The following is a 22,493-nucleotide window of genomic DNA, read 5'->3' on the forward strand; positions in this document are numbered from 1 at the left end:
TCAAATAAAAAATAAGCGAGGATTATATGATGGAATTAAAGGAGAAAGCACTAGCGCTTCATCGTTTGCATAAGGGAAAACTTAGTATTACCACAAAGGTGCCAGTAAAAACGAAAGAAGATTTAAGTTTGGCGTATTCTCCAGGTGTAGCTGAACCTTGCTTAAAGATTGCTGAGCATGAAGAGTCAGCCTATGAATATACGAGTAAAGGCAATATGGTCGCAGTCGTTTCAGACGGTAGTGCCGTTTTAGGCCTTGGAAACATAGGTGCTCAGGCATCTTTACCTGTAATGGAGGGAAAGGCGATTCTTTTTAAAGAGTTTGCCAATGTCGATGCAGTGCCGATCTGTCTTCAGACCAATGATGTAGATGAGATTGTCCGTACGGTGAAATTATTAGAGCCCTCATTTGGAGGGGTGAACCTTGAAGATATTTCTGCACCTAGATGTTTTGAAATTGAACAAAGATTAGTTGAAGAATGCGGAATTCCTGTCTTCCATGACGATCAACACGGTACGGCAATTGTAACAGTAGCTGGTTTAATCAACAGCTTGAAGGTTGTGGGGAAAAAGCTTGATGAAATAAAAGTAGTCGTTAATGGTGCAGGTGCAGCGGGGATTTCAATTATTAAATTATTAAGAAAATTAAATGTTAGCGAAATGATTCTTTGTGATACAAAAGGAATGATTTATAGCGGAAGAGAGGAAGGGATGAACGCGATTAAAGAAGAGGTAGCCAAAATAACAAACAGTAAGTCTCTATCGGGTACGTTAAAAGAGGCAATGAATGGAGCGGACGTGTTTATTGGAGTCTCTGCAGCAGGTGTATTATCTAAAGAAATGGTACAAACAATGAATCGTGATGCGATAATTTTTGCGATGGCTAATCCTAGTCCAGAAATTATGCCAAAGGAAGCCAAAGATGCTGGAGCAGCCATCATTGGTACCGGCCGGTCTGACTTTCCTAATCAAGTGAACAATGTATTAGCTTTTCCAGGAATTTTTAGAGGTGCATTAGATGTAGGAGCCAAAGTGATTAATGAGGAAATGAAGATTGCGGCTGCTTATGCAATAGCAGGCATGATTAACGAAGAAAAACTTACTAGAGACTATATTATCCCAGATCCATTTGATATCAATGTAGCACATAATGTGGCAAAAGCAGTTAGTGAAGCAGCCATTTCTACTGGTGTCACTAGAAATGCATATAGAGAACCAATTTTTATATAAAATAATGAATACGCCGGGGATGTTTGTCCAAACAAAATAAAGATGTGGACATACTATAATTGTGTAAGATCTCCTCCCTATTAGATCTTTTGATCTACTTTGGCCACAAGCCATTTAAACTTGTGGTCTTTTTTATGTCCAATTAGAAAAAAGATAAAAGCTACCAAACATGCCGGTAGCCTTTACTCTCACGAACACCATACCTCCTCAAATATCAGCCCTCGTTATCTGTTTTTTTATTTATCACTATCCCTTCCTTTGTTTGTTTCAAAACCTGATGACCAAAAACAGCGATCCCTGCTGCAATAATACCGTTAACAATCGCCTCTAATGAAAAACCATATCCGATGCTCCCAATACCGATAGAACAAATAAACAAAATCCAAATGATTGTCCAATCAGGGATAATAGGGGTCTGTTTGAGTGCATGTCCAATGAGCCAAAGCGCCGGTATTAATACAAAATAATTTTGGTTCAAAAATTGCACAAGGTTCATGTCACCACCTCCTTATTCCGGCTATTAAATATAGTATGAAAACCGCATAAGATTGCTTGTTCGCTTGCACTAAGTTTAGAAGCAGAAAGGTATTATTTTTTGAAAAATACTAGAAATAGTATAAACAAATCCTTATTTTTAGGTTATCTGTTGTATGTAATAGGGGTGGAACAACCTCTAAGTTCTAATAAACGAAAGCACCTTGTAAGTAGCTCAATTTTAATTTATCTGATGATAACCTGTCTCTTTTGCATATTAACTTTTATATAAGAAGTGAAAGGGGGGAGAGAATATGGCACAAACAATTTTAGTTGATTCAAAGCTTCGTTTAAGTTTTGAAACAGGTGTAAATGAAAAGGGAGAAGCGGAGTATAAGGTGAAAACTTTTAGCCATGTGATATCAGAAACTACGGCTGATCAATTATATCGATTTGCCGAGGCATATGGATCTTTAGCACAATCACCACTCGTTTCTATCCAAAGAAATGACAACCATGATATTTTACAATAATACTATTTGAAGGGAGAGAGTAAAGAATGACGAAAAAATTAGAGTTAACTTTTGGAACGGCAGATGGAAGTGTTTCGACCATTTCAGTTGATGATCCTAAAGAACCTATTGACATCGCTGAAGTTATTACTGTAATGGAAGAAATGATTGCTTCAGAAGCGGTTCAATCAACAAAAGGAAAGCTTACAAATGTTAAAGGTGCAAGACTTGTAGAAAGAACCGTTACTGATTATGAGATAGTGTAATATAAGGTTATTGTAACCAAGTTGTAATTTTAGGTGAACCTCTATCTTTTGCAAGGAAAGAGGTTCATCTTTTTATTTATCTTCTATATTCTTATTACGCAAATTTAGGAGGGAACGAATGTGAGTGAGCTTGTTAAAATGATCAGTGAAGTCGGCTTTCCTATCATTGTGACATTGTATTTACTTTACCGCATTGAGGCGAAGTTAGATGTGGTTGTTCAATCGATTCAAAGCTTGCCTGAGAAGCTAAAAGATTAAGCGTAATTTGTTGACAGTGATGGGGATAGATGCTAAATTTAACTTAACCGTTACTCATTAGTGGTATATAAAGAAAGCTTTTCCTTTGATTGGATAGGTCTTTGTAAGTACAATGATTAAAGGTGAATTTTTATATGGTTGTTTTTTCAACCATAAGGAGGATTTTTTGTTATGAAAAACGGTAAAGTAAAATGGTTTAACGCAGAAAAAGGTTTTGGATTTATCGAAGGCGAAGACGGAAATGATGTATTCGTACATTATTCTGCAATCCAATCTGAAGGATTCAAATCACTAGATGAAGGTCAAGAAGTTTCTTTCGAAGTTGTTGAAGGTGCTCGTGGACCTCAAGCGGCTAACGTTAATAAAATATAATTCGATGATAAACAGTCTAACATTTGTTAGGCTGTTTTTATATATAAAAATAATAGTTGATCCTTTCACTTAATATGATGCTGAGCCCACTTACGAAACATCTCATCAAGATCATTCATATTAAAAGTAATAGGAAGGTATGATGCTTCAATATCTTTCCAAAACATTTTTAAAGTATTACCTGCTGACTTCGTACTTCCCCACAATCATTAATATGTTTGCAAGGATTTGCCATCATATCATAATTGCTATACATTTGGAATCTTTCATATGTATAGCAATTGGTTAATTGTGACCCACACGGTTCATTTTTTGCACTCGGTAGGAGTAATCATCGAGATGATTATTCAATCACTATGATGAACCAATAATAATCCTCGTTCACTCCATAACAAGCGGTACACCTTTTATATGATAATCTGATTATCCTTCCAATCATTGCATTATTGTCCGTTCTAGCCCATATTTTTCCTTAATATATTGTTATGCTCACTCCTTTACTTGTTTTTATTTTAAAACATATTCGAAAAATGAAATGGAATATATTAATCTTTGCATTAAGAAAATGTTATTAAGATATAGCTTGTAATCATAGTAGATTATTTGTGATAATATGGTGAGAAAATTGGTTACAGAGTTAAATGGTTCGATTATGGGAAAAGGAAGGTTTAGTTCATTATTAACAATAAGACCTTACGAATCGATGCTGTATGATGGATTGCAGACATGGGGTGTAAGTATTACCAATGGGCGCAGCATTCGCTTGCTATGAAAGTACGACTTTATAAAGATATATTAATATTGAAGATAAGATAACACTAGAAGATTTTGTAACAATGTGGAAGAAAAGCAATATGAAGGCAGATTTGCCTCATTTTTATAAAAGGTTAAAGTAGGCAAACAAAGATACATAGAAGAGAGGGAAAATAAGTGAAATTTATTCATACAGCTGATTGGCATTTAGGAAAGCTTGTTCATGGGGTTTATATGACTGAGGATCAATCATATATGCTAAAGCAATTAGTTAAGCTTGTTGAGGAAGAACAACCAGATTGTTTAGTTATAGCAGGTGACCTTTATGACCGATCTGTCCCGCCCGTTGCTGCGGTAGAATTATTAAATGAAGTATTATTTACAATCAATGTAAAATTAGGTGTCCCCATTGTGGCAATTGGTGGAAACCATGATAGTGCAGAACGATTATCATTTGGCAGTTCATGGTATCAACAAAGTGATTTTTACTTAGCTGGAAAGCTGAAAGACACGGTTGACAGTGTCAATATTAAGGGAGTGAATTTCCATCTTGTTCCCTTTGCTGAACCAGGTCTAGTAAAATATGCTTTCAATGATGATCGGATTATCTCACATGAAGAGGCAATGAAAGCGATTATCGAAAAAATAGAAAAGAAGATGAACCATAATGAGCCAAATGTGCTCGTCGGTCATGCATTTGTACTTGGGGGAGAAACGACAGATTCAGAGCGAATATTATCTGTAGGTGGTTCTGGCTGTGTAAGTGCCCGTAACTTCGATTTATTTGATTATACAGCTCTTGGTCATTTACATAGTCCAGATGCGATATCTCATAACAAAATTAAATATGCTGGATCTCTGATGAAGTATTCTTTCTCAGAGGCAAAACAACAAAAATCGGTTTCAATTGTTGAGATGAATGCTAATGGTACTTTTCAATTAGAGAGAAAAAGTTTAATACCGCTCCGAGATATGAGGGAAATTGAGGGCTATTTAGACGAGTTATTAGACGAGCGTTTTTATAGCGAGCAGAAGAAGGATGATTATATAAAAGTAACCCTATTGGATGAAGGTGCGTTGATTGACCCCATCAATAAATTAAGACAAATATACCCTAATATTCTTCATTTAGAACGAAAGCGTACTTTGCAAGATATGAAAAAGAAGACGAAATTAAATGTTTTAACTGATGAGAGAAAAAGTGAACTTGAACTATTTTCGCATTTTTATCAAGAAGTAACCACAGCTGAATTCACTGAGGATAAGCAAAATATTATTGTCGATGTAATAGAAAAAATGAGAAGGGAGGGAGTTGGCCGATGAAACCACTGTTATTAACAATGCAAGCGTTTGGACCATATGCCGGTAAAGAAAAGATTGATTTTACTCAATTAGGTGGTCGTTCAATGTTTGTTATATCCGGAAAAACAGGAGCGGGAAAAACAACTATTTTTGACGGGATAACATTTGCCATTTATGGTAAGGCGAGTGGGGAAGATCGAATGGGTGCAGACTTACGTAGTCAGTTTGCAGAAGAAGAGTTAATAACGGAAGTATCGCTCACATTCACAATTAAAGAGAAACGATTCTATATTGTTCGCTCTCCTCAGCAATTGAAGAAAAAAACAAGAGGGGACGGCTTCACAACCGTTGGTGCGAAGGCCGAATTATATTCGATCTCTAATGATGGTACACAGCAACAATTAGCTGCGAATGTTCGGGATGTAGATGAAAAGATTAAAGAAATCATGCTTATTGATAGCAACCAATTCAGGCAAATACTGATGATTCCCCAAGGAGAGTTCCGTAAATTACTCACTTCAGATAGTAAAGAAAAGGAAGTCATCCTGCAAAAACTATTTCATACAGAGATATATAAAAGAATAGAAGAAAGATTAAAAGATGAAGCAGCTGAACTGCGCAAAAATGTGGAAGTGAAATTCGAGCAAAAGCAGAGAATCGCGCAGCAAATTCATGCTGTTATGAATCAGGAGTTACAGAGAGTACTAGAAGAGGATAAGCTTGAGTCTATCAATCATTATCAGTTTGTAAAACTTTTATCAGAAGAATTAGCACAAATGGAAGAAAAAATAATTGACTGGTCAAAAAAGATAAAAGAGCTTGAAAAGACAAGTTTAGAATTTCAGCAAAAGAAAATAGAAGGGAACCGGATTATTGAACAATTCACATTAAAGGAACGATTAACTGAAAGGTATGAACAGCTAAAAGATACTGAGGAAATAATGGCGAAGAAAGAGAAAGATTTGTCCTCAGCGTACAAAGCAGCTGTCTTATTCGAACAGGAACAAAATTGCCACCTTCTAAAAAAAGAAATTAATCATATTTCCGAGCAAATGCAATCAGTCCAAAGTGAAGAAAATATCCAAAAGGAACGGCTATTACATGCAAATAAAGTATTAGAAAAGGAGTTGCTTCGGGAGAAAGAAAGAGAATTAGTAGAATCAGAATGGTTGTCATTAAAAAATTTACACGATGATATCCACATCTTTGCTGACACAGAGAAAGAGGTTTCATTATTAGATCATGCAATGACTAGTAAAAAGAAAGAGATTGATAAAAGCCAACAAAAACTTAATCATTTACAGCAAGAATTAAAAAAAGTAAAAGAAGAAAAGCAAGAGCTTGAGAAAAATCAAGAACATATGCTTTCAATAGAACAACAACTTCATCAATACAAATATGAAATCAAACAATTACAATCACTTATACACTTAGAGCAAGAATTAGTTTTTGAAAAGCAATCTTATGAAGAAAAGGATAAATATCTACAGAACGCAATTGCTCGCTTGAATGATAGTAAATCACTTCAGCATGAACTCGAGAAGAAGTGGATAGAAGGACAAGCAAGTATTCTAGCAAAGGAGCTTCAACAAGGTGAACCATGTCTTGTTTGTGGTTCAATTCATCATCCGTCAATTGCTAATGGTCATGAAACCATTCCAACTGAGGAGGATTTAAATGCAGCTAAACATCAAGCATTAGTCATTGAAAAGGAAAAAATAGCGACAGAGCAAGCTTTCTACCTAGTACAATCTAAATTACAACATATAGAAAAATCTATTGCGAAACTATTAACAGAAATACAATCAGAGCATCTACATCATCTAACATTAGATAATGCAAAAGAAGTTTTAGCAGAAGTGGAAGAAAACGAAAGAAAAAAAATACAACAGAAAAATCAACTAGAAAAAGAAAAATCCAGGTTGAAGCAATGTCAAGAAAAAATCATTTTGTTAGAAGAAGAGGAAAGTCAGTATGCAAAAAAAACAGATACGCTTAAGCAGTCTGTTGTTGATCTAAACAATGAATATATTAAGCATCATACCTCGCTGCAAAGGTTGATTAAGACCATTCCAGAAGATTTACGTTCTTTACCGCAATACAAAATGGCTTTGCAAAATAAACAGAACAAATTGCAGACATTAAAAGACCAATTAAAGTTGGCAGAAGAACAGAAAGAAAAAGTGGCCAAACAATTAACCATTTTGAAATCGCGTTATGAAACATTCACCCAACAACATGACCATTTACAAGGACAATTACATCAGGAAAGAACGGACTTTGTTAATCGAATGCAGAAGCAAGGCTTTAAAAGTTATAGTGAATATGCCAATGCGCAAATTTCAGAAGAACTTAGGGAACAAATCGCTCAAGAGATACGTTCGTATCGTGAAGAATTACGTTCTGTTAATGACCGCTTAAATGAGTTGACGAAACAATTAAGAGATATAATGAAACCAGATCTAGAGCAAATTGAATCGAAAATAAATGAACTCGCTAAAAAGATTCAATTTGAAAATGAGCAATACAATCAACTTATGTATAAGAAAAGAGATAATGAAAAGGCATATACACGTTTAGAAAGTCTTCATGAAGAAATTGCTGATTTAGAAGAACGTTATCGCCTCATTGGTCATTTATCCGATATTTCGAAAGGACAAAATACGTATAGATTGACGTTCGAGCGGTTCGTTTTAGCGGCTTTCTTAGATGATATCCTTATTCAAGCCAATTTACGTTTATATAAAATGACGAACGGAAGATATGAATTAACGAGAAAAACAGATCGTTCCAAAGGAAATGTACAAAGTGGATTAGAACTACTTGTATTTGACCAGTATACGGGACAAGAAAGACATGTTAAAACATTATCAGGTGGGGAGAGTTTCAAGGCTTCTCTTGCCCTTGCATTAGGTCTTGCTGATGTGGTTCAATCACATGCAGGTGGTGTTTCGATGGAAACCATGTTTATAGATGAAGGTTTCGGTACACTTGATCCTGAATCATTAGAACAAGCCGTTGAATCACTCATCGAAATACAGAGTAGCGGTAGATTAGTGGGCATTATTTCTCACGTCCCCGAGTTAAAAGAAAGAATAGATGCACGCCTAGAGGTAGAGTCGTCTAAAGGGGGCAGTACAACTAAGTTTATTTTTACAACCTAAGTAATTTTGGACTCTCTTCATTGATAAGGGGGTCCTTTTTACGTAACCAAAAGGTTTGTTATGAAGACGACATCACTTAGTCTCGAATGATTTTTTTTCGAGCGATTATTCACTATTATTAGGAGTTTTCGGGCGAATAGAAGTGTTTGTCTATAGTCAATTTTTCATAAAAAGAAAATACTTGTGCGAAAGCAACAGATAAGAGTATGGTAAAAAAGGTAAGTACTTCACTTAGAAGCACAAAAGGTGAAAAAGGCGAGCGTATGATGTTTGAACTTTACTCTGAACGAAAGATAGAAATGAAAGCCGTGCACACAAACAAGGCTAGCCTGAGTTAATTAGGTTCAAAAACTCCTAACAAGACCCCAGCAAAAATTGTTTATGTTTTCTTTCGAAAAGCGGAATAATAGGAATCAAAGTTTAATTATTGTATAATTATTAATAATCAGAAAATAATTAAAGGGGGTGAAAAGACATGGCCGTTGCATCCTTCACTCGAACGAGCGCTCATAAGCAAGAGAACCCACAATATAAAAAGTTAATTTTAGCACTCTGTTTTTGTAGCTGGTTTGTCGTTATGAACACAACAATGTTTAATATAGCCTTGCCCAATATAATAACAAACTTGCATATTACCCCGATTATCGGTTCGTGGATGGTTTCTGGATACTCCATCGCTTTTGCCATTTTTACACTCACATTTAGTCGATTATCCGATTATATTTCTATAAAAAAATTGCTCCTTATTGGACTTAGTATATTTATAAGCTCTTCGTTGGTTGGATTTTTTGCTGAAAATTTTATTATCCTTTTATGTTCACGAATCTTACAAGCGGTGGGTGCTGGGGCTGTTCCAGGATTATCTATGATCATTGCTAGTAGATATGTGCCGATATCAGAAAGAGCAAAATCAATTGCCATGATTGGTTCAGGTGCAGCATTAGGTTTTGGGTTAGGTCCAGTAGTAGGTGGGGTAGCAACACAATTTTTTGGCTGGAATTACTTATTTCTAATACCGCTAATGGTTCTTGTCTTTTTGCCTATATTAATGCAATTGTCTCCGGAAAATGAAAGAAGGGAAGGTAGCTTTGATATATTTGGTTGCTTTCTTACTAGTTGTACAACTATTGCCGCCCTTTTAACTATCTCGCAAACATCTTATTTATTCGGCGCAGTATTTGTAGGTTTAGCAATCATTACAATGTTCTATTTGATGAAGCAGAATCACCCATTTATATTTCCGCAATTACTATTAAATAAACACTATATCCGATTATTAGTCATTGGTTTATCAGGTTTTATTTTTCATTTTTCAAATTTATTTATGATGCCACTTATTTTAGGGAATTTGCATCATAAAGAGCCGATTACTATGGGTCTATTGATATTTCCAGGTGCCATCATCGCTATGCTTGCTGGACCCTATATTGGTAAGTTGATTGATTTATATGGAAGCAAGCGTTTTATTTCTCTTGGCCAATTAACATTACTGCTCGCCTCATTACTATTTGCTTTTTTACAAGCTTACAATTCGTACTTTATTATGGGTGCTTACATTTTTGCAAGTATCGGTTTTTCTATGCTAAATAGCAGCGTTGCCAATGAAACAGCCTATCTATTATCAGCAGAATTGAACAGTGCAGGTATGGGTCTGTTACAACTACTTCAATTTATTGGTGGAGGAATTGGAGTGACAATATGTGGATTATTAATGAATCTTCAGGGGGAATTGCCATTATATATTCAGTATGAACGCGTCTACTTTATGCTTGCTAGTATTCTCGTACTCGCTTTTAGCTATCAAATCATCTTTCGGAAAGTAGATATTGAAAACTAATCGTTCAAAACAATATAATAATAGAAAAAGAATTCAAGGGGACAATAGATGATGGAATTGAAGATTGATGATTTATCAGGTACAGATATTCAACAATTGATAATGGAACATTTAGAGGATATGAGTAGTCAATCACCTCCTGAAAGTACACATGCATTGAACTTAAATGGTTTAAAACAGCCTTCTGTGACCGTTTGGAGCTGCTGGGAATCTGGTCAACTTGTTGGTTGTGCTGCATTAAAAGAGCTAGACAACCAACATGGTGAGATCAAATCGATGAGAACAGCCAAAAACGCTTTACGAAAAGGGGTAGCAGGAAAACTATTAGATCATTTGCTTCATGAAGCAAAGGAGCGGGGGTACTTGCGTTTAAGTTTAGAAACAGGTACTATGGAATCTTTTGAACCAGCTAGAAAATTGTACGAAAGTAGAGGGTTTCAATATTGCCAACCATTTGACCACTATAAGGAAGATCCCAATAGTGTGTTTATGACAAGAACAATTTAGAATAAGAAAATTATTCTTGTTAGATAAATGGTTGCTAGTAAAGAATCTCTGTAATGAAACAGGTGCAAACCGAATGTGATTTGCACCTGTCTTTCTTCGCATTATGGAAATATTTTTTTAAAGGACAAAGGTGAAAATGAAAAATAAAATGTAAATGAAGATTAATAAGCCGATAATTGTAAAGGCAATAGTTGCTATTTTACTACTAGAGTATTTATTAAGAACAAACACCATCACAATATAGAGAATAAAAAAGATTAGAGCTGGTAAGAAAATAAAGAATGTTGAACTCAATTGGAAAACCCTTTCTTTTTGCAATATATGTACATTCTCTACTATCTTAAATGAAAGCTAGTAGGACATGCAATATTTCGTACAGAGCATAACCTTTTTGAGGTATTTTTAAGCGTATGATAAGTATATTCAAGACGGTTACAGAAGGAGATGTGTAAACGTGAAAAAATAGAAAGATGGAACACTGTACTGGGCAACCTCCTTTTCCATTGTTTTCTATCTTCTCTTTACTAACGAATGTGATATTGAATAATTTTCCCCCCTTATAATGAAAATTCCTGTGATCTCTTTTAAGCAGTTCAGTTCCGACCGCTTAATACACTAATTAAAGAGTGTATATTTTAAGAGCGCCAATCCTTTGTCGGTTCACACCCACAACCTCAGGCAATTATTGTTCTGTCCACTTTTGCTACCTAACAGATATGGAATCTTTGAGCAATTCCTTTCCCTCTTTTCATCAATATGTTTTTTACAGTATTATTTAATATGGCAAAAAAGAAGTGTAAAAAATTCAGATAATTATTAACCTGTTTATTTTGTTGAGGATATTTATGGTATCATTTGTAAATAACAAAGGTCCTAAATTCTAGTTTAAAAGGAGATTTGCGCGACAATTGATATCATTACATAATTTGAAAGAATGGAAAAACCCAATCATTTTATTAATCTCACTTTCTAGTGCCCATATTGGTAGTTTTGTATATTTAGCAGCCATTAATGTATTGGTGTACAAAATAACAGATGGTTCAGCAGCGGCTGTCGCCGGTCTTTGGGTGATTTCACCAATAATCAACATGATGACAAAGTTGTGGACAGGTAGTTTTATAGATTATCGTAGTAAAAAGAAAATCGTGATGATTACTTATGTTTTACGTGCTTTATTAATTGTAACCATGTTCTTCGCAACGAATATAACCTACTTGTATCTTATTTTAATTGCTTTAAGTGTGGCCCAATCATTTTTTGTCCCTGCGTCAGTAACCTATTCAACGATGATAGTCCCTGTTGAGAAAAGAAAAAAGTTCAATACATTCCGTTCGGTCACATCATCTAGTGCTTTTATTATTGGGCCAGCGATAGCTGGTGTATTTATCTTGTTGACAACCGTTGAGGTGACTCTTTTATTAACTAGTTTGTTTTTTGTCATCGCTGCCCTTTTTATTTGCTTTCTACCTGATGTGGATAAGAAGTTGGAGATCCCTCGATTAACAGTTAAAAGAATAAAGGAAGATTTTACCATTGTTTTTAGCTTCTTAAAAAAAGAGAAATATGTCAGCTTTGTCTACTTAGGTTATTTATTTCTGGTAATTATTTCCTATATTATGGATGCGCAAGAGGTCGCTTTTATTCAAACAGTAGTCGGCCTTTCTGAGACTGATTATAGCTTTCTTTTGAGTATTACAGGTATAGGATCGGTTGGTGGCGCTTTAGTATTAACCATGATGGCAAATAGACTATCAATCCGATCAATGATTGCTTGTGGAATGTTCATGATGGCTATTGGATATGTTATCTACTCATTATCCACGTCATTTACGGCTGTGATGAGCAGTTTTATACTATTAGGTTTTTTTAATAGTTTCTTAAATGCTGGAGCCTTAACTTTTTACCAAAATAATATCCCTGTAGAAATGATGGGCAGAGTGACAAGTATCTTTCAATTGCTGCAAAGTATGTTACAAGTAGGTTATTTAAGTATCATTATACTAATGACTCATCTCATTCCATTAAAAAATATTATCATTACATTGAGTTTGCTCCTATTTGCATTCACTTGCCTTTATGTTGTAGTTATTTTTCGCTATTCTTTTCAACGTTATTTTACAGAAAAAGGTGAGGAGATGTCTGCTGATGAATAACAGCAAATGGCTATGCTTGAATACAACTTTTCTGCAAACAGTTTTATTTGCTACCTAAGAGTGAAAGGAGTATGATGTGTTATAAGAATATTCAGTTTATTATAAGGGGGATTATATGGGAAAAACGGCTTTATCATGGAGTGGGGGGAAGGACGCTTGCTTGGCATTAGACTACTTATTGGCTAATGGAATAAGTGTTGAAGTATTGATTACAACAAAACAACCATCTGAAAAAAGGACATACGGTCATGGAGAAAAAACAAATCTGTTAGTAAAACAAAGTGAATCATTAGGTATACCCATTCATTTTATTGATACAGACATAAATAATTATACAGATAGATTTGTAGAAGAATTAAAGCAACTGAAGTTAAAATATGATTTAGAGGCTATTGCATTTGGGGACATTTATTTTACGCCCCATAAAGATTGGGGAGAGAAGCTTGCTTCAACAGTCGGGTTACAGGCTATTTATCCATTATGGAGAAAAAAAGAAGAAGTAGATGCACTTCTAAAATCGTTTATTCAGCGTGGTTATAGAGCTAAAGTGATAAGAGTCCGTCCGGATTGTTTATCTGATAGTTGGCTAGGCAGAGAGATTGATGATGAGTTTTTTCAGAAGATTAAGTTAGAAGAAGTCTGTCCGATGGGAGAAGCAGGAGAATATCATAGCTTTGTTTATGATGGACCGATTTTTTCTAAAGCGGTTTCACTCCTTACTAAGGAAACTGTGTTATGGGAAGGATCTAAGAAGGTTGATTACCATTTAAGTCATGATGGGGAGGTAGAAGTATGAAAATAGGTGTGGCTGGGGCAGGAGCAGTTGGAAGTTTGTTTGGGGCATTACTTGCAAATGCTCATCATGAAGTGACCTTTCTTGCCAGAGGTAAGCATTTAACTAGATTGCAAGAGAGGGGCATAAAAGTAGTTACTGAGCAATATCCTATCCTTAACTTAAATAATGAGCATACGATTTTCACTAATGACATACATGCGTTAGCTTCAGTAGACATCCTTCTATTTTGTGTGAAGTCTACTGATACGAAAAAGTTAGCTGATAGCCTTAAGGGTGTTATTAAAGATGAGACAATGATCGTAACGATGCAAAATGGGGTGGATAATGAAGAAATATTGGCACGTAGTCTAACGAATAATAAAATTTTTTCTTGTGCGACTTATGTGCAAGCAAGTATAACTGAACCAGGCTGTGTGAAAGAATCGGGGGCACATCAATTATTAATAGGTGCATTACAAAAAGAAGATAGCAATCAAGCGAGAAAAATGGTTGATTTATTTCAAAGAGCAGGAATAAGTGCAAAATTCACAGAAGAAATTCTTAACCATAAGTGGAAAAAGCTTCTTTGGAATATTACCTTTAATCCGTTGTCGGCTATAACAAAAGCAACAATTGGCGAAATATTAGAGAGTGTGGAATTAAGTGCTTTGGCGAAAAACGTGGCAGCAGAAGCCGTTTCTGTGGCAGCAAGACAAGGTTATCCATTTGATAAAGAAAAAGTGATTCAGTCTATTTTTAAAAAAGCCGCCTATGCCAAAGATCATCAGACATCTATGCTACAAGACCGGTTAAATGGTAAGGCAATGGAATACGAATCGATGTGTGGGTATGTTCTTAAACTTGCCCATGAAACAAAAATAGAAGTGCCAACGATTATGTCTTTATATAGTATATTGAAATTTTGGGACGAAAAAGAAAAAAGAAAGGACTACGGATATGTTGAAATCTTATAAACATGAAGGTGTGATTTGCGCCGAAGGGAATTTATTGAAGAATAGTAAAATTTCAAGAAAAATATTTTCTTTTATTATCGACGGTTTGGTGATTGATACTGGGCCGTATTCGATGTCATCTGCCTTCACTCAATTTTATCAATCCTATTTTGTTGATCAGGTCGTTTTAACACATAGCCATGAAGATCATTCTGGCAATGCCTCGTGGTTTGCCAAGCAACAAATTCCTATTTTTTGTCATCGGTTAGGGATAGAGATATGTTCTGAAGAGGCGCCATACCCCTTATATAGGCAAAAAACATGGGGAGCAAGAAAAGCGTTTCCTGCTTATCCATTATCGCAAAAAGTTTCGTCAAGACAGCTTGATTGGGAGGTAATAGAGACACCTGGTCATGCGGATGACCATGTGGCCCTATTTTGCCGCAATAAAGGGATAATGTTTACAGGTGATTTATATGTTCAGCCTCATACAAAGATTGCGATGGATACAGAATCCATTCCGGAAATAATGCAATCAATAAAAAAATTGTTAACTTATGACTTTGAGGCAATGTTTTGTTCTCATTCAGGGTATTTTCCTCATGGTAAAGAACAATTGCAAGCGAAATTGAATTATTTAGAGGATCTCAGTGGTGAAATCATGCAATTGTATCTTGAAGGAAAAAGTGTTTTAGAGATTCAGCAATTACTTTTTCCAAAGCACTATCAAATGATCGCGTTATCAAATGGTGAATGGGATACGCTTCATATTGTTACTTCTATCATTAATGGCAATCAAGAAAAATTCAAAAAATCATCGGTTTAGTCTTGGCAAGAGAAAAAATCTCTGATATTATAATGAATATTAAAAACATACTGACTAGTCAGATAATATTTGATGTTTTTATTACTCCATGACACATTTCCATTCAACTACTAAGAACTTTGCAAAATTACTGCGTGGTTTGGCTGTAGACACTTCTTTGTTTTTAGTTCCGTTACCTCTGCCAAACGTTTTTATCAAAAAATGAAAGCGTTTCCTAACTATTACGTTCAATGAAATTTAACACCATTGTTCTAAGCCGGTTGTAAAGTGAATAGATTCATAATGTCATTTATAGGTGGCTACTCTATGCTTCGCTACAGGCAAGAGTCAAACAAAATGATCATGTTGTTATTAATAATGTGAAAAAACTAACCGGTTAGTATGTAAAGAAGTTCTAACATACTAACTAGTTAGTATAAATAAATAGATAGAGGTGAAAAGAATGGATTTACGGTTAACAGAAGAACAAAAAATGGTACAACAAACCATTAGAAAGTTTGTGGAGAAAGAATTAATTCCGCTAGAAAATGAAGTGTTAAAGAATGAACGAGAAGGAAAGCCAAGCCTTTCTAAAGAAGTGCAGAAGAAACTACAGTTAAAAGCAAAGGAAGCAGGTTTTTGGGGAATTAACACACCTGAGGAATACGGTGGAGCTGATTTGGGACAAATGATGCAAGCCATTGTTTGTATTGAAGTAGCTAAAACGTTTGTGCCATTTAGTTTTGGTGGATCTGCTGACAACATTCTTTATTATGCTAATGAAGAACAAAAACAAAATTATTTAATTCCGACGATAAATGGTGAGAAAAAATCTTGTTTCGCTATGACTGAACCTGGAGCAGGATCTGATACGCAAAATATTCGCATGACAGCAGTGAAAGATGGAGATGAGTGGGTTCTAAATGGTGAGAAAACTTTCATTACTGGTGGTAATGAAGCAGATTTCGTAATGGTCATCGCGATAACGGATAAGGAGCTACATAAGAAAACAAAGGGTAGAGATGGTGTCACTTGTTTTATCGCTGACCGTGAAATGGGCTGGAAATCAGAATTTATCCATACGATGGGTGAATGGGGACCAGCTGGACTTGTATTTGATAATGTACGAGTGCCAGAGAAGAATATACTAGGTGAATTGCATGGTGGTTATAAACTTGGCCTTGAATGGATTGGATTTGCTCGTTGGATAGTAGGAGCAAGAGCAGTTGGAGCAGCAGAGAGACTATTGCAAATGGCCTTAGATTATGCAAAAGAACGAGAAACTTTTGGCAAACCAATTGCTGAGAGACAGGCAATTCAATGGCAAATTGCCGATTCAGCCGTTGAAATTGAGGCAGCTAAGTGGCTAGCTTTAAATGCTGCATTTACTTTGGATCAAGGGGAAGATAATCGACACTATGCATCAATGGCAAAACTTTATGGGTCTAATATGGGGAACAGAGTCGTGGACCGCGTATTACAAATTCATGGTGGCATGGGGTATACAAGAGAGCTTCCGATTGAGAGATGGTACCGCGAGGCAAGACTTTGGAGAATATATGATGGCACAGATGAAATCCAACGTATGATTATCTCAAGAAACTTACTGAAGGGACATGTGAAAATCGGACAACAAATATAAAGGAATGATACAGGGGGCATATGAAAATGACAAGATTCACAGGGAAAACTGCATTTATTACTGGTGGAAGCCGAGGAATTGGTAAAGGCGTCGCTGAGCTTTTCGCACAAGAGGGGGCAAATATTGCTATTATTGATATCAATGAGGAGGCATTAGCAGAAACAGCCGCAGAATTCAAGGAAAAGGGCTATCATATCTTCGTGAAAAAAGCGAATGTTGTGGAAGCAGGCGAAGTAGAAACAGCAATGGAGGAAGTTGTGCAACAGTTTGGTACACTTGATATTTTAGTTAATAACGCTGGTATCATCCGCGATAATTTACTGTTTAAAATGACGGACGATGATTGGCAATTAGTGATGGATGTACATCTGAAGGGTTCGTTTAATGCATCGCGTGCCGCACAAAAATATATGGTCAAGCAAAACTATGGCAGAATCATTAGTATTTCTTCTACTTCTGCTCTCGGTAATAGAGGTCAGGCTAACTATGCAACAGCAAAAGCTGGTTTACAAGGGTTAACAAAAACATTAGCCATTGAACTTGGACGTTATGGTATCACAGCAAATAGTGTTGCACCTGGTTTCATTGAAACAGAGATGACAAAGGCTACAGCAGAAAGAGTAGGGGTACCTTTTGCAGACTTTGTAAATGGAGCGATTGCGGCTATACCGGTTGCGAGAAGCGGAAAACCTGCGGATATCGCAAATGCAGTTGCTTTTTTTGCAGATGAGAAATCATCATTTGTGAACGGTCAAGTAATCTATGTTGCGGGCGGTCCAAAAAATTAAAATAGGAGTTGATACACAGGATGTACACGGATGTGATCGGCAAAGTATCAGATAAGGTGAAGAATACTGTTGAACGAGGGTTAGTCAAACGGTTCGCGCAATCGATTGGCGACCCCCATCCCATTTTTATTGACGAAGAATATGGAAAGAGAAGTAAGTATGGCACAAATATTGCGCCACCTACTTTTCCACGTGTGTTTGAATCGGGCACAATTGAAGAGTTACAGCTTCCTAAAAAAGGTTTGATTCATGGTGAGCAAAGGTTTCATTATGAAAGACCTCTCCTAGTTGGAGAAGATGTTTATGTTTGGACCGAAGTAAAGGATTATTATGAAAAGAAAGGGAGCAATGGTTTAATGGGTTTTCTTTCCGTAGTGAAGTATGGGGAAGATAAGGATGGGAAGCTCATTTTTAAAGAAGAAGCCATTACCATCATTACAGAAGCTGTGAGAAAGGCGATGAGTGTATGAGTAATATCTTGACATTAGAAAAAGGAAAAACATTGTCAGAAACCTTAGCGCCTGTATCGAGAATGGACTTAATAAAGTATTCAGGTGCATCTGGAGATTTTAACCCCATTCATACAGTTGATGAGGAAGCAAAGAAAACGGGACTTCCTGGAATTATCGCTCATGGCATGTGGACAATGGGTAATTTGGCCAAATTATTCACACCATATTATGAAGAAGGGTTTATAAAGGATTATCGCATTCGTTTTTCAGGTATGGTCTTCATTGATGATGTGATTACACTGGTTGCTACAGTGACTGCTGAAGAGGAGCAGGAAATTGCATTTGAGGTGAAAGCAGTCAATCAAGCAGGGAAGGCAGTTTTAAAAGGTGATGTCACGTTTGTTAAAACAAATGGATAAGAGGAGGTGCGGGTAATGAATTTTGAATATTCGGACAAAGTAAAGCGTTTACAAGCAAAAATTAGTGATTTCATGGATCAATATGTTTTTCCAAATGAGAAAACCTATATGGAGCAAATAAGTAAGGAAAATCGATTTAGTACCCATCCAACCATTATGGAGGAACTAAAAGCAAAAGCAAAAGCAGAAGGATTATGGAATTTATTTTTACCGGATAGCGAAGATGGTGCAGGTTTAAGCAATATCGAATACGCTCCATTATGTGAGTTAATGGGGAGGTCATCTATAGGACCTGAAGTATTTAACTGTGCAGCACCAGATACAGGTAATATGGAAGTATTAGTACGCTACGGAACGGATGAACATAAGGAAAAGTGGCTAAAGCCATTACTAAACGGTGAAATACGCTCTTGTTTTTCCATGACTGAACCGAATGTGGCCTCATCTGATGCGACCAATATCGAATCCAGCATTATTCGTGATGGAGATGAGTATGTCATTAATGGAACAAAGTGGTGGTCATCAGGGGCAGGTGATCCTAGATGTAAAATTGCCATTGTCATGGGTAAAAACGATCCAAACGCCGAAAAACATAAACAACAATCGATGATATTAGTCCCACTTGATACACCAGGTGTAAAAATCAAACGCACATTAAATGTGTTTGGTTACGATCATGCTCCTCATGGTCATGCAGAAATTGAATATAACAATGTAAGAGTCCCTGCTAGTAATATGCTACTAGGTGAAGGGAGAGGCTTTGAAATTGCACAAGGCAGATTAGGACCAGGGCGCATTCATCATTGCATGAGAACGATTGGGGCAGCGGAAAGAGCATTATCCATTCTTTGTGAGCGTGTCCAAGAGCGCATTGCCTTTGGCAAAACATTAGCAGAACAAGGTGTTATTCAAGAATGGATTGCTGAAGCTAGAATGAATATAGAACAATCTCGTTTACTTACATTGAAAGCTGCTTATATGATGGACACTGTTGGAAATAAAGCTGCCAAAACAGAGATTGCCATGATTAAGGTAGTCGCACCAAATGTGGCACTTCAAGTTATTGATCACGCCATTCAAGCACTAGGTGCAAAAGGAGTAAGTCAAGATACACCGCTTGCTGCAAGTTGGGCGAATATTCGAACATTACGATTAGCAGACGGTCCAGATGAAGTCCATAAAAGAGCGATTGCAAGACAAGAGTTAAAAAAATATAAAAAAGTAGCACAGGGGGTCCAATAATGCATGTAAAAGAACTGTTCGATCTATCTGGAAAAACAGCTATTGTCACTGGGGGCGGAAGAGGATTAGGTGAACAAATTGCTGAAGGGTTTGCAGAAGCTGGAGCAAACATCGTGTTATGTTCCAGGAAAAAAGAGAATTGTGATGAAGTGGCCGATCGTTTAAAGGAACTTGGTATTGAAGTACTGACTTTTAAATGTGATATTACTAATCCAGAAGAAGTGCAAACAGTCGTCGATGAAACGATTCAGCGTTTTGGAAAGATTGATATTCTTGTCAATAATAGTGGGGCAACATGGGGGGCACCAGTAGAAGAAATGCCTCTAGAAGCCTTTCAAAAAGTAGTCAATGTAAATGTTGTAGGCACATTTCTAATGTCACAAGCTGTTGGTAAAGCAATGCTGGTTGAAAAACAAGGGAAAATCATTAATATAGCTTCTGTTGCTGGACTTAAGGGGTCAAATCCAGAGTTAATGGACGCAATTGGATATAACTCAAGTAAGGGTGGTGTTATTTCTTTTACAAAAGATTTGGCTGTGAAATGGGGACCAAGAGGCATTCATGTCAATGCGATTGCACCTGGGTTTTTCCCAACAAAAATGTCCAAGGTTCTTATTGAAAGAAATAGCGATCGCTTCTTACAGAGGACACCACTTAGGAAATTTGGTTCCGACTCTGATTTAAAAGGAGTGGCTCTATTTTTAGCCAGTGGTGCGTCCGATTTCATTACTGGTGAAACAATTGCGGTAGATGGTGGAACAACGGCGATGTAAAGAGAAAGGGATGGGTGAAATGGGTAATAGAGAAGCAGTAATCGTTTCAGCTGTACGCACAGCGATTGGTAGGCAGGGAGGTGCTCTTGCCTCCGTTCCAGCTCACGTATTTGGTGGCGAAGTTATAAAGGCAGCAGTAGAGCGGGCGCAAGTGAATGTGGGAGAGATTGATGATGTGATTTTTGGTAATGTGCTAAGTGGTGGGGGAAATATTGCTAGATTATCAAGTCTTCAATCAGGTCTTTCTCTTAATCTACCTGGCTTAACAATAGACCGCCAATGCGGATCAGGTATGAATGCTGTTGCACTTGCTGCAGCAATGATTAAAGCCGGTGAGGGAGATGTCTATATTGCAGGTGGAGTAGAAAGTATGTCGAGGGCACCTTACTTGATGGATCGGGCTGATCAACCGTATAGTCCAAGACCCCCTCAATTTAGAAAATCACGACTTTCACCTGATGAAGTTGGAGATCCTCCTATGGGGATAACAGCAGAAAATTTAGTAGAAAAATATGATATTTCTCGTCAAGAGCAAGATGAATATGCCAATCGTAGTCAAGCAAGAATGGCTAAGGCGATGGCAGAAGGCCGTTTTAATGAACAAATTGTTCCGATAAAGATTCCTATTAGAAAAGGTGAGCCGATTACTTTTAATGAGGATGAACACCCAAGACCACAAACGAATATAGAGGGGTTAGCTAAACTTAAACCTGCATTTAAGCAAGCTGGCAGTGTGACAGCCGGTAACAGTTCAGGCTTAAATGATGCGGCCTCGGCGCTTGTTATCATGTCAAGAGAAAAAGCGAATTCACTCGGTTTACGTCCATTAGCCGTCATAAAAGAATCAACTGTCGCTGGTGTTGACCCTAATATTATGGGAATAGGTCCTGTACCTGCTGTTAGAAAACTATTAAAGAAAACTGGAAAAACACTTGAAGATATTGATTTAATTGAATTGAATGAAGCATTCGCCGCACAAGTCATTGCTTGTGACAGGGAGTTATCATTCAATCCTGAAAAGTTGAATGTGAATGGCGGAGCGATTGCTCATGGTCATCCATTAGGCGCAACAGGTGCCATACTTGTTACGAAAGCAGTGTATGAATTGCAACGGTCACTGAGCCAGACGGCTTTAATTACCGCTTGTATTGGTGGAGGTCAAGGGATTGCCCTTCTCATTGAAAGAGAACTAGTCTAAGAATAGGCATAGACATAGTCAGGAGGGCTTTTAGTGAAAAATCAAATTTTAAAGAAAAGCATCGATTTGTTTGATGATAAAGGCTTTAAGGAAACGACCATTCAAGATATTGTCGATCAACTCGATGTGACGAAAGGTACTTTTTATTATTATTTCAACAGTAAGCAGGAAGTATTAAGGGATATCCATTTAGAATACATCGAAGGTTTATTACAAGAACAAGAGGAAATCTTACAAAATCAAACATTAAGTAATAAAGAAAAGCTCTACGAAAACATTTATTTAACATTAAGTAAGATTGACACCCAGGGAAAAGAAGCACGAATTGTGCATCGGGAGTTAAGGCATTTACATGAAGATCATGTCAAACAAATTAAATTAAAGAGAAAAGAATATCGATTAAATTTTGAAAAAATTATTGATGAAGGTAAAAAGACAAGAGAGTTTAGTAATCATATTCGAACGGATATTCTTGCATTCGGATTTTTAGGAATGACGAATTATAGCTATTATTGGTTTCGCACAGATGGTGAACTAACGGATAAGGAATTAGCACGATTTTATACCGAAATTATTTTAAAAGGTATTGAAGAAGTGCCTGTTAAAGAGGGGATTTGAT

At 36.5% G+C, this 22,493-nt stretch carries 23 protein-coding genes; 22 read left to right on the forward strand and 1 reads right to left on the reverse strand.

The annotated features are described in order from the left end of the window. Positions 1–26 precede the first annotated feature (26 nt). Positions 27–1,229, forward strand: a complete 1,203-nt coding sequence (locus MKX67_RS10845; protein ID WP_322909263.1) for a malic enzyme-like NAD(P)-binding protein — start codon at positions 27–29, stop codon at positions 1,227–1,229. A 214-nt stretch (positions 1,230–1,443) separates the two neighbouring features. On the opposite strand, the gene MKX67_RS10850 is transcribed toward MKX67_RS10845, so the two are convergent. After that, entirely contained in the window at positions 1,444–1,725 is a 282-nt protein-coding gene (locus tag MKX67_RS10850) for a phage holin family protein (RefSeq protein WP_095373446.1), read from the reverse strand. Positions 1,726–2,017: 292 nt separating this feature from the next. Between MKX67_RS10850 and MKX67_RS10855 the strand changes: the two genes are divergently transcribed. The 21 genes from MKX67_RS10855 (at position 2,018) to MKX67_RS10955 (ending at position 22,492) form a co-directional block, all read left to right on the forward strand. Then, complete coding sequence (locus tag MKX67_RS10855) at positions 2,018–2,236, forward strand: DUF1659 domain-containing protein (protein ID WP_095373445.1); 219 nt, start codon at positions 2,018–2,020, stop codon at positions 2,234–2,236. A 26-nt stretch (positions 2,237–2,262) separates the two neighbouring features. Further along, the gene (locus MKX67_RS10860; protein ID WP_095373444.1) at positions 2,263–2,481 is read left to right on the forward strand and encodes a DUF2922 domain-containing protein; all 219 of its coding nucleotides are present in this window, start codon (positions 2,263–2,265) and stop codon (positions 2,479–2,481) included. A 120-nt stretch (positions 2,482–2,601) separates the two neighbouring features. Further along, positions 2,602–2,739 carry a YvrJ family protein gene (locus MKX67_RS10865; RefSeq protein ID WP_095373443.1) on the forward strand — a complete coding sequence of 46 codons (138 nt, stop codon included), beginning with the start codon at positions 2,602–2,604 and terminating at the stop codon, positions 2,737–2,739. Between the two features lie 171 nt (positions 2,740–2,910). After that, positions 2,911–3,111: a cold-shock protein gene (locus MKX67_RS10870; RefSeq protein WP_095373442.1), complete on the forward strand. Its 201-nt coding sequence runs from the start codon at positions 2,911–2,913 to the stop codon at positions 3,109–3,111. 625 nt (positions 3,112–3,736) lie between these two features. Next, a complete protein-coding gene (locus MKX67_RS10875) occupies positions 3,737–3,883 on the forward strand; it encodes a hypothetical protein (protein ID WP_180316972.1) in 147 nt (48 codons plus the stop codon). Between the two features lie 158 nt (positions 3,884–4,041). Next, complete coding sequence (locus MKX67_RS10880; RefSeq protein WP_095373441.1) at positions 4,042–5,187, forward strand: exonuclease SbcCD subunit D; 1,146 nt, start codon at positions 4,042–4,044, stop codon at positions 5,185–5,187. Next, positions 5,184–8,330 (forward strand): SMC family ATPase, encoded by a 3,147-nt coding sequence (locus MKX67_RS10885; RefSeq protein ID WP_342489224.1) that lies wholly within the window; start codon positions 5,184–5,186, stop codon positions 8,328–8,330. The genes MKX67_RS10880 and MKX67_RS10885 overlap by 4 nt, the downstream gene beginning before the upstream one ends. 475 nt (positions 8,331–8,805) lie before the next feature. Beyond that, on the forward strand, positions 8,806–10,167 hold the full coding sequence (locus MKX67_RS10890; RefSeq protein ID WP_095373440.1) for an MFS transporter: 1,362 nt from the start codon (positions 8,806–8,808) through the stop codon (positions 10,165–10,167). 51 nt (positions 10,168–10,218) lie between these two features. Next, a complete protein-coding gene (locus tag MKX67_RS10895; RefSeq protein WP_342489272.1) occupies positions 10,219–10,674 on the forward strand; it encodes a GNAT family N-acetyltransferase in 456 nt (151 codons plus the stop codon). 908 nt (positions 10,675–11,582) lie between these two features. After that, positions 11,583–12,827, forward strand: a complete 1,245-nt coding sequence (locus MKX67_RS10900; protein ID WP_341050922.1) for an MFS transporter — start codon at positions 11,583–11,585, stop codon at positions 12,825–12,827. A 115-nt stretch (positions 12,828–12,942) separates the two neighbouring features. After that, positions 12,943–13,623 carry a diphthine--ammonia ligase gene (locus MKX67_RS10905; RefSeq protein ID WP_307314228.1) on the forward strand — a complete coding sequence of 227 codons (681 nt, stop codon included), beginning with the start codon at positions 12,943–12,945 and terminating at the stop codon, positions 13,621–13,623. Further along, on the forward strand, positions 13,620–14,576 hold the full coding sequence (locus MKX67_RS10910) for a 2-dehydropantoate 2-reductase (protein WP_307314226.1): 957 nt from the start codon (positions 13,620–13,622) through the stop codon (positions 14,574–14,576). Before MKX67_RS10905 ends, MKX67_RS10910 begins: the two co-directional genes overlap by 4 nt. Beyond that, positions 14,563–15,381 carry an MBL fold metallo-hydrolase gene (locus MKX67_RS10915; RefSeq protein ID WP_180316971.1) on the forward strand — a complete coding sequence of 273 codons (819 nt, stop codon included), beginning with the start codon at positions 14,563–14,565 and terminating at the stop codon, positions 15,379–15,381. The genes MKX67_RS10910 and MKX67_RS10915 overlap by 14 nt, the downstream gene beginning before the upstream one ends. Positions 15,382–15,823: 442 nt before the next feature. Beyond that, positions 15,824–17,002, forward strand: a complete 1,179-nt coding sequence (locus tag MKX67_RS10920; protein ID WP_095373436.1) for an acyl-CoA dehydrogenase family protein — start codon at positions 15,824–15,826, stop codon at positions 17,000–17,002. 26 nt (positions 17,003–17,028) lie between these two features. Beyond that, positions 17,029–17,790 carry a 3-oxoacyl-ACP reductase FabG gene (gene fabG, locus MKX67_RS10925; protein ID WP_095373435.1) on the forward strand — a complete coding sequence of 254 codons (762 nt, stop codon included), beginning with the start codon at positions 17,029–17,031 and terminating at the stop codon, positions 17,788–17,790. Between the two features lie 20 nt (positions 17,791–17,810). After that, entirely contained in the window at positions 17,811–18,260 is a 450-nt protein-coding gene (locus MKX67_RS10930; protein WP_095373434.1) for a MaoC family dehydratase N-terminal domain-containing protein, read from the forward strand. Beyond that, entirely contained in the window at positions 18,257–18,661 is a 405-nt protein-coding gene (locus tag MKX67_RS10935; protein WP_307314219.1) for a MaoC/PaaZ C-terminal domain-containing protein, read from the forward strand. The genes MKX67_RS10930 and MKX67_RS10935 overlap by 4 nt, the downstream gene beginning before the upstream one ends. 15 nt (positions 18,662–18,676) lie before the next feature. Beyond that, positions 18,677–19,903, forward strand: coding sequence for an acyl-CoA dehydrogenase (locus MKX67_RS10940; RefSeq protein ID WP_095373432.1), 1,227 nt, complete (start codon positions 18,677–18,679; stop codon positions 19,901–19,903). Continuing rightward, on the forward strand, positions 19,903–20,676 hold the full coding sequence (locus tag MKX67_RS10945; protein WP_322909266.1) for an SDR family oxidoreductase: 774 nt from the start codon (positions 19,903–19,905) through the stop codon (positions 20,674–20,676). The genes MKX67_RS10940 and MKX67_RS10945 overlap by 1 nt, the downstream gene beginning before the upstream one ends. Before the next feature lie 19 nt (positions 20,677–20,695). After that, positions 20,696–21,874, forward strand: coding sequence for a thiolase family protein (locus MKX67_RS10950; RefSeq protein ID WP_224936304.1), 1,179 nt, complete (start codon positions 20,696–20,698; stop codon positions 21,872–21,874). A 33-nt stretch (positions 21,875–21,907) separates the two neighbouring features. Next, the gene (locus MKX67_RS10955; protein ID WP_095373429.1) at positions 21,908–22,492 is read left to right on the forward strand and encodes a TetR/AcrR family transcriptional regulator; all 585 of its coding nucleotides are present in this window, start codon (positions 21,908–21,910) and stop codon (positions 22,490–22,492) included. The last annotated feature ends 1 nt before the right edge of the window (position 22,493 follow it).

It is taken from the genome of Cytobacillus sp. FSL W7-1323, from assembly GCF_038595015.1.
GTDB lineage: Bacteria > Bacillota > Bacilli > Bacillales > Cytobacillaceae > Cytobacillus > Cytobacillus kochii.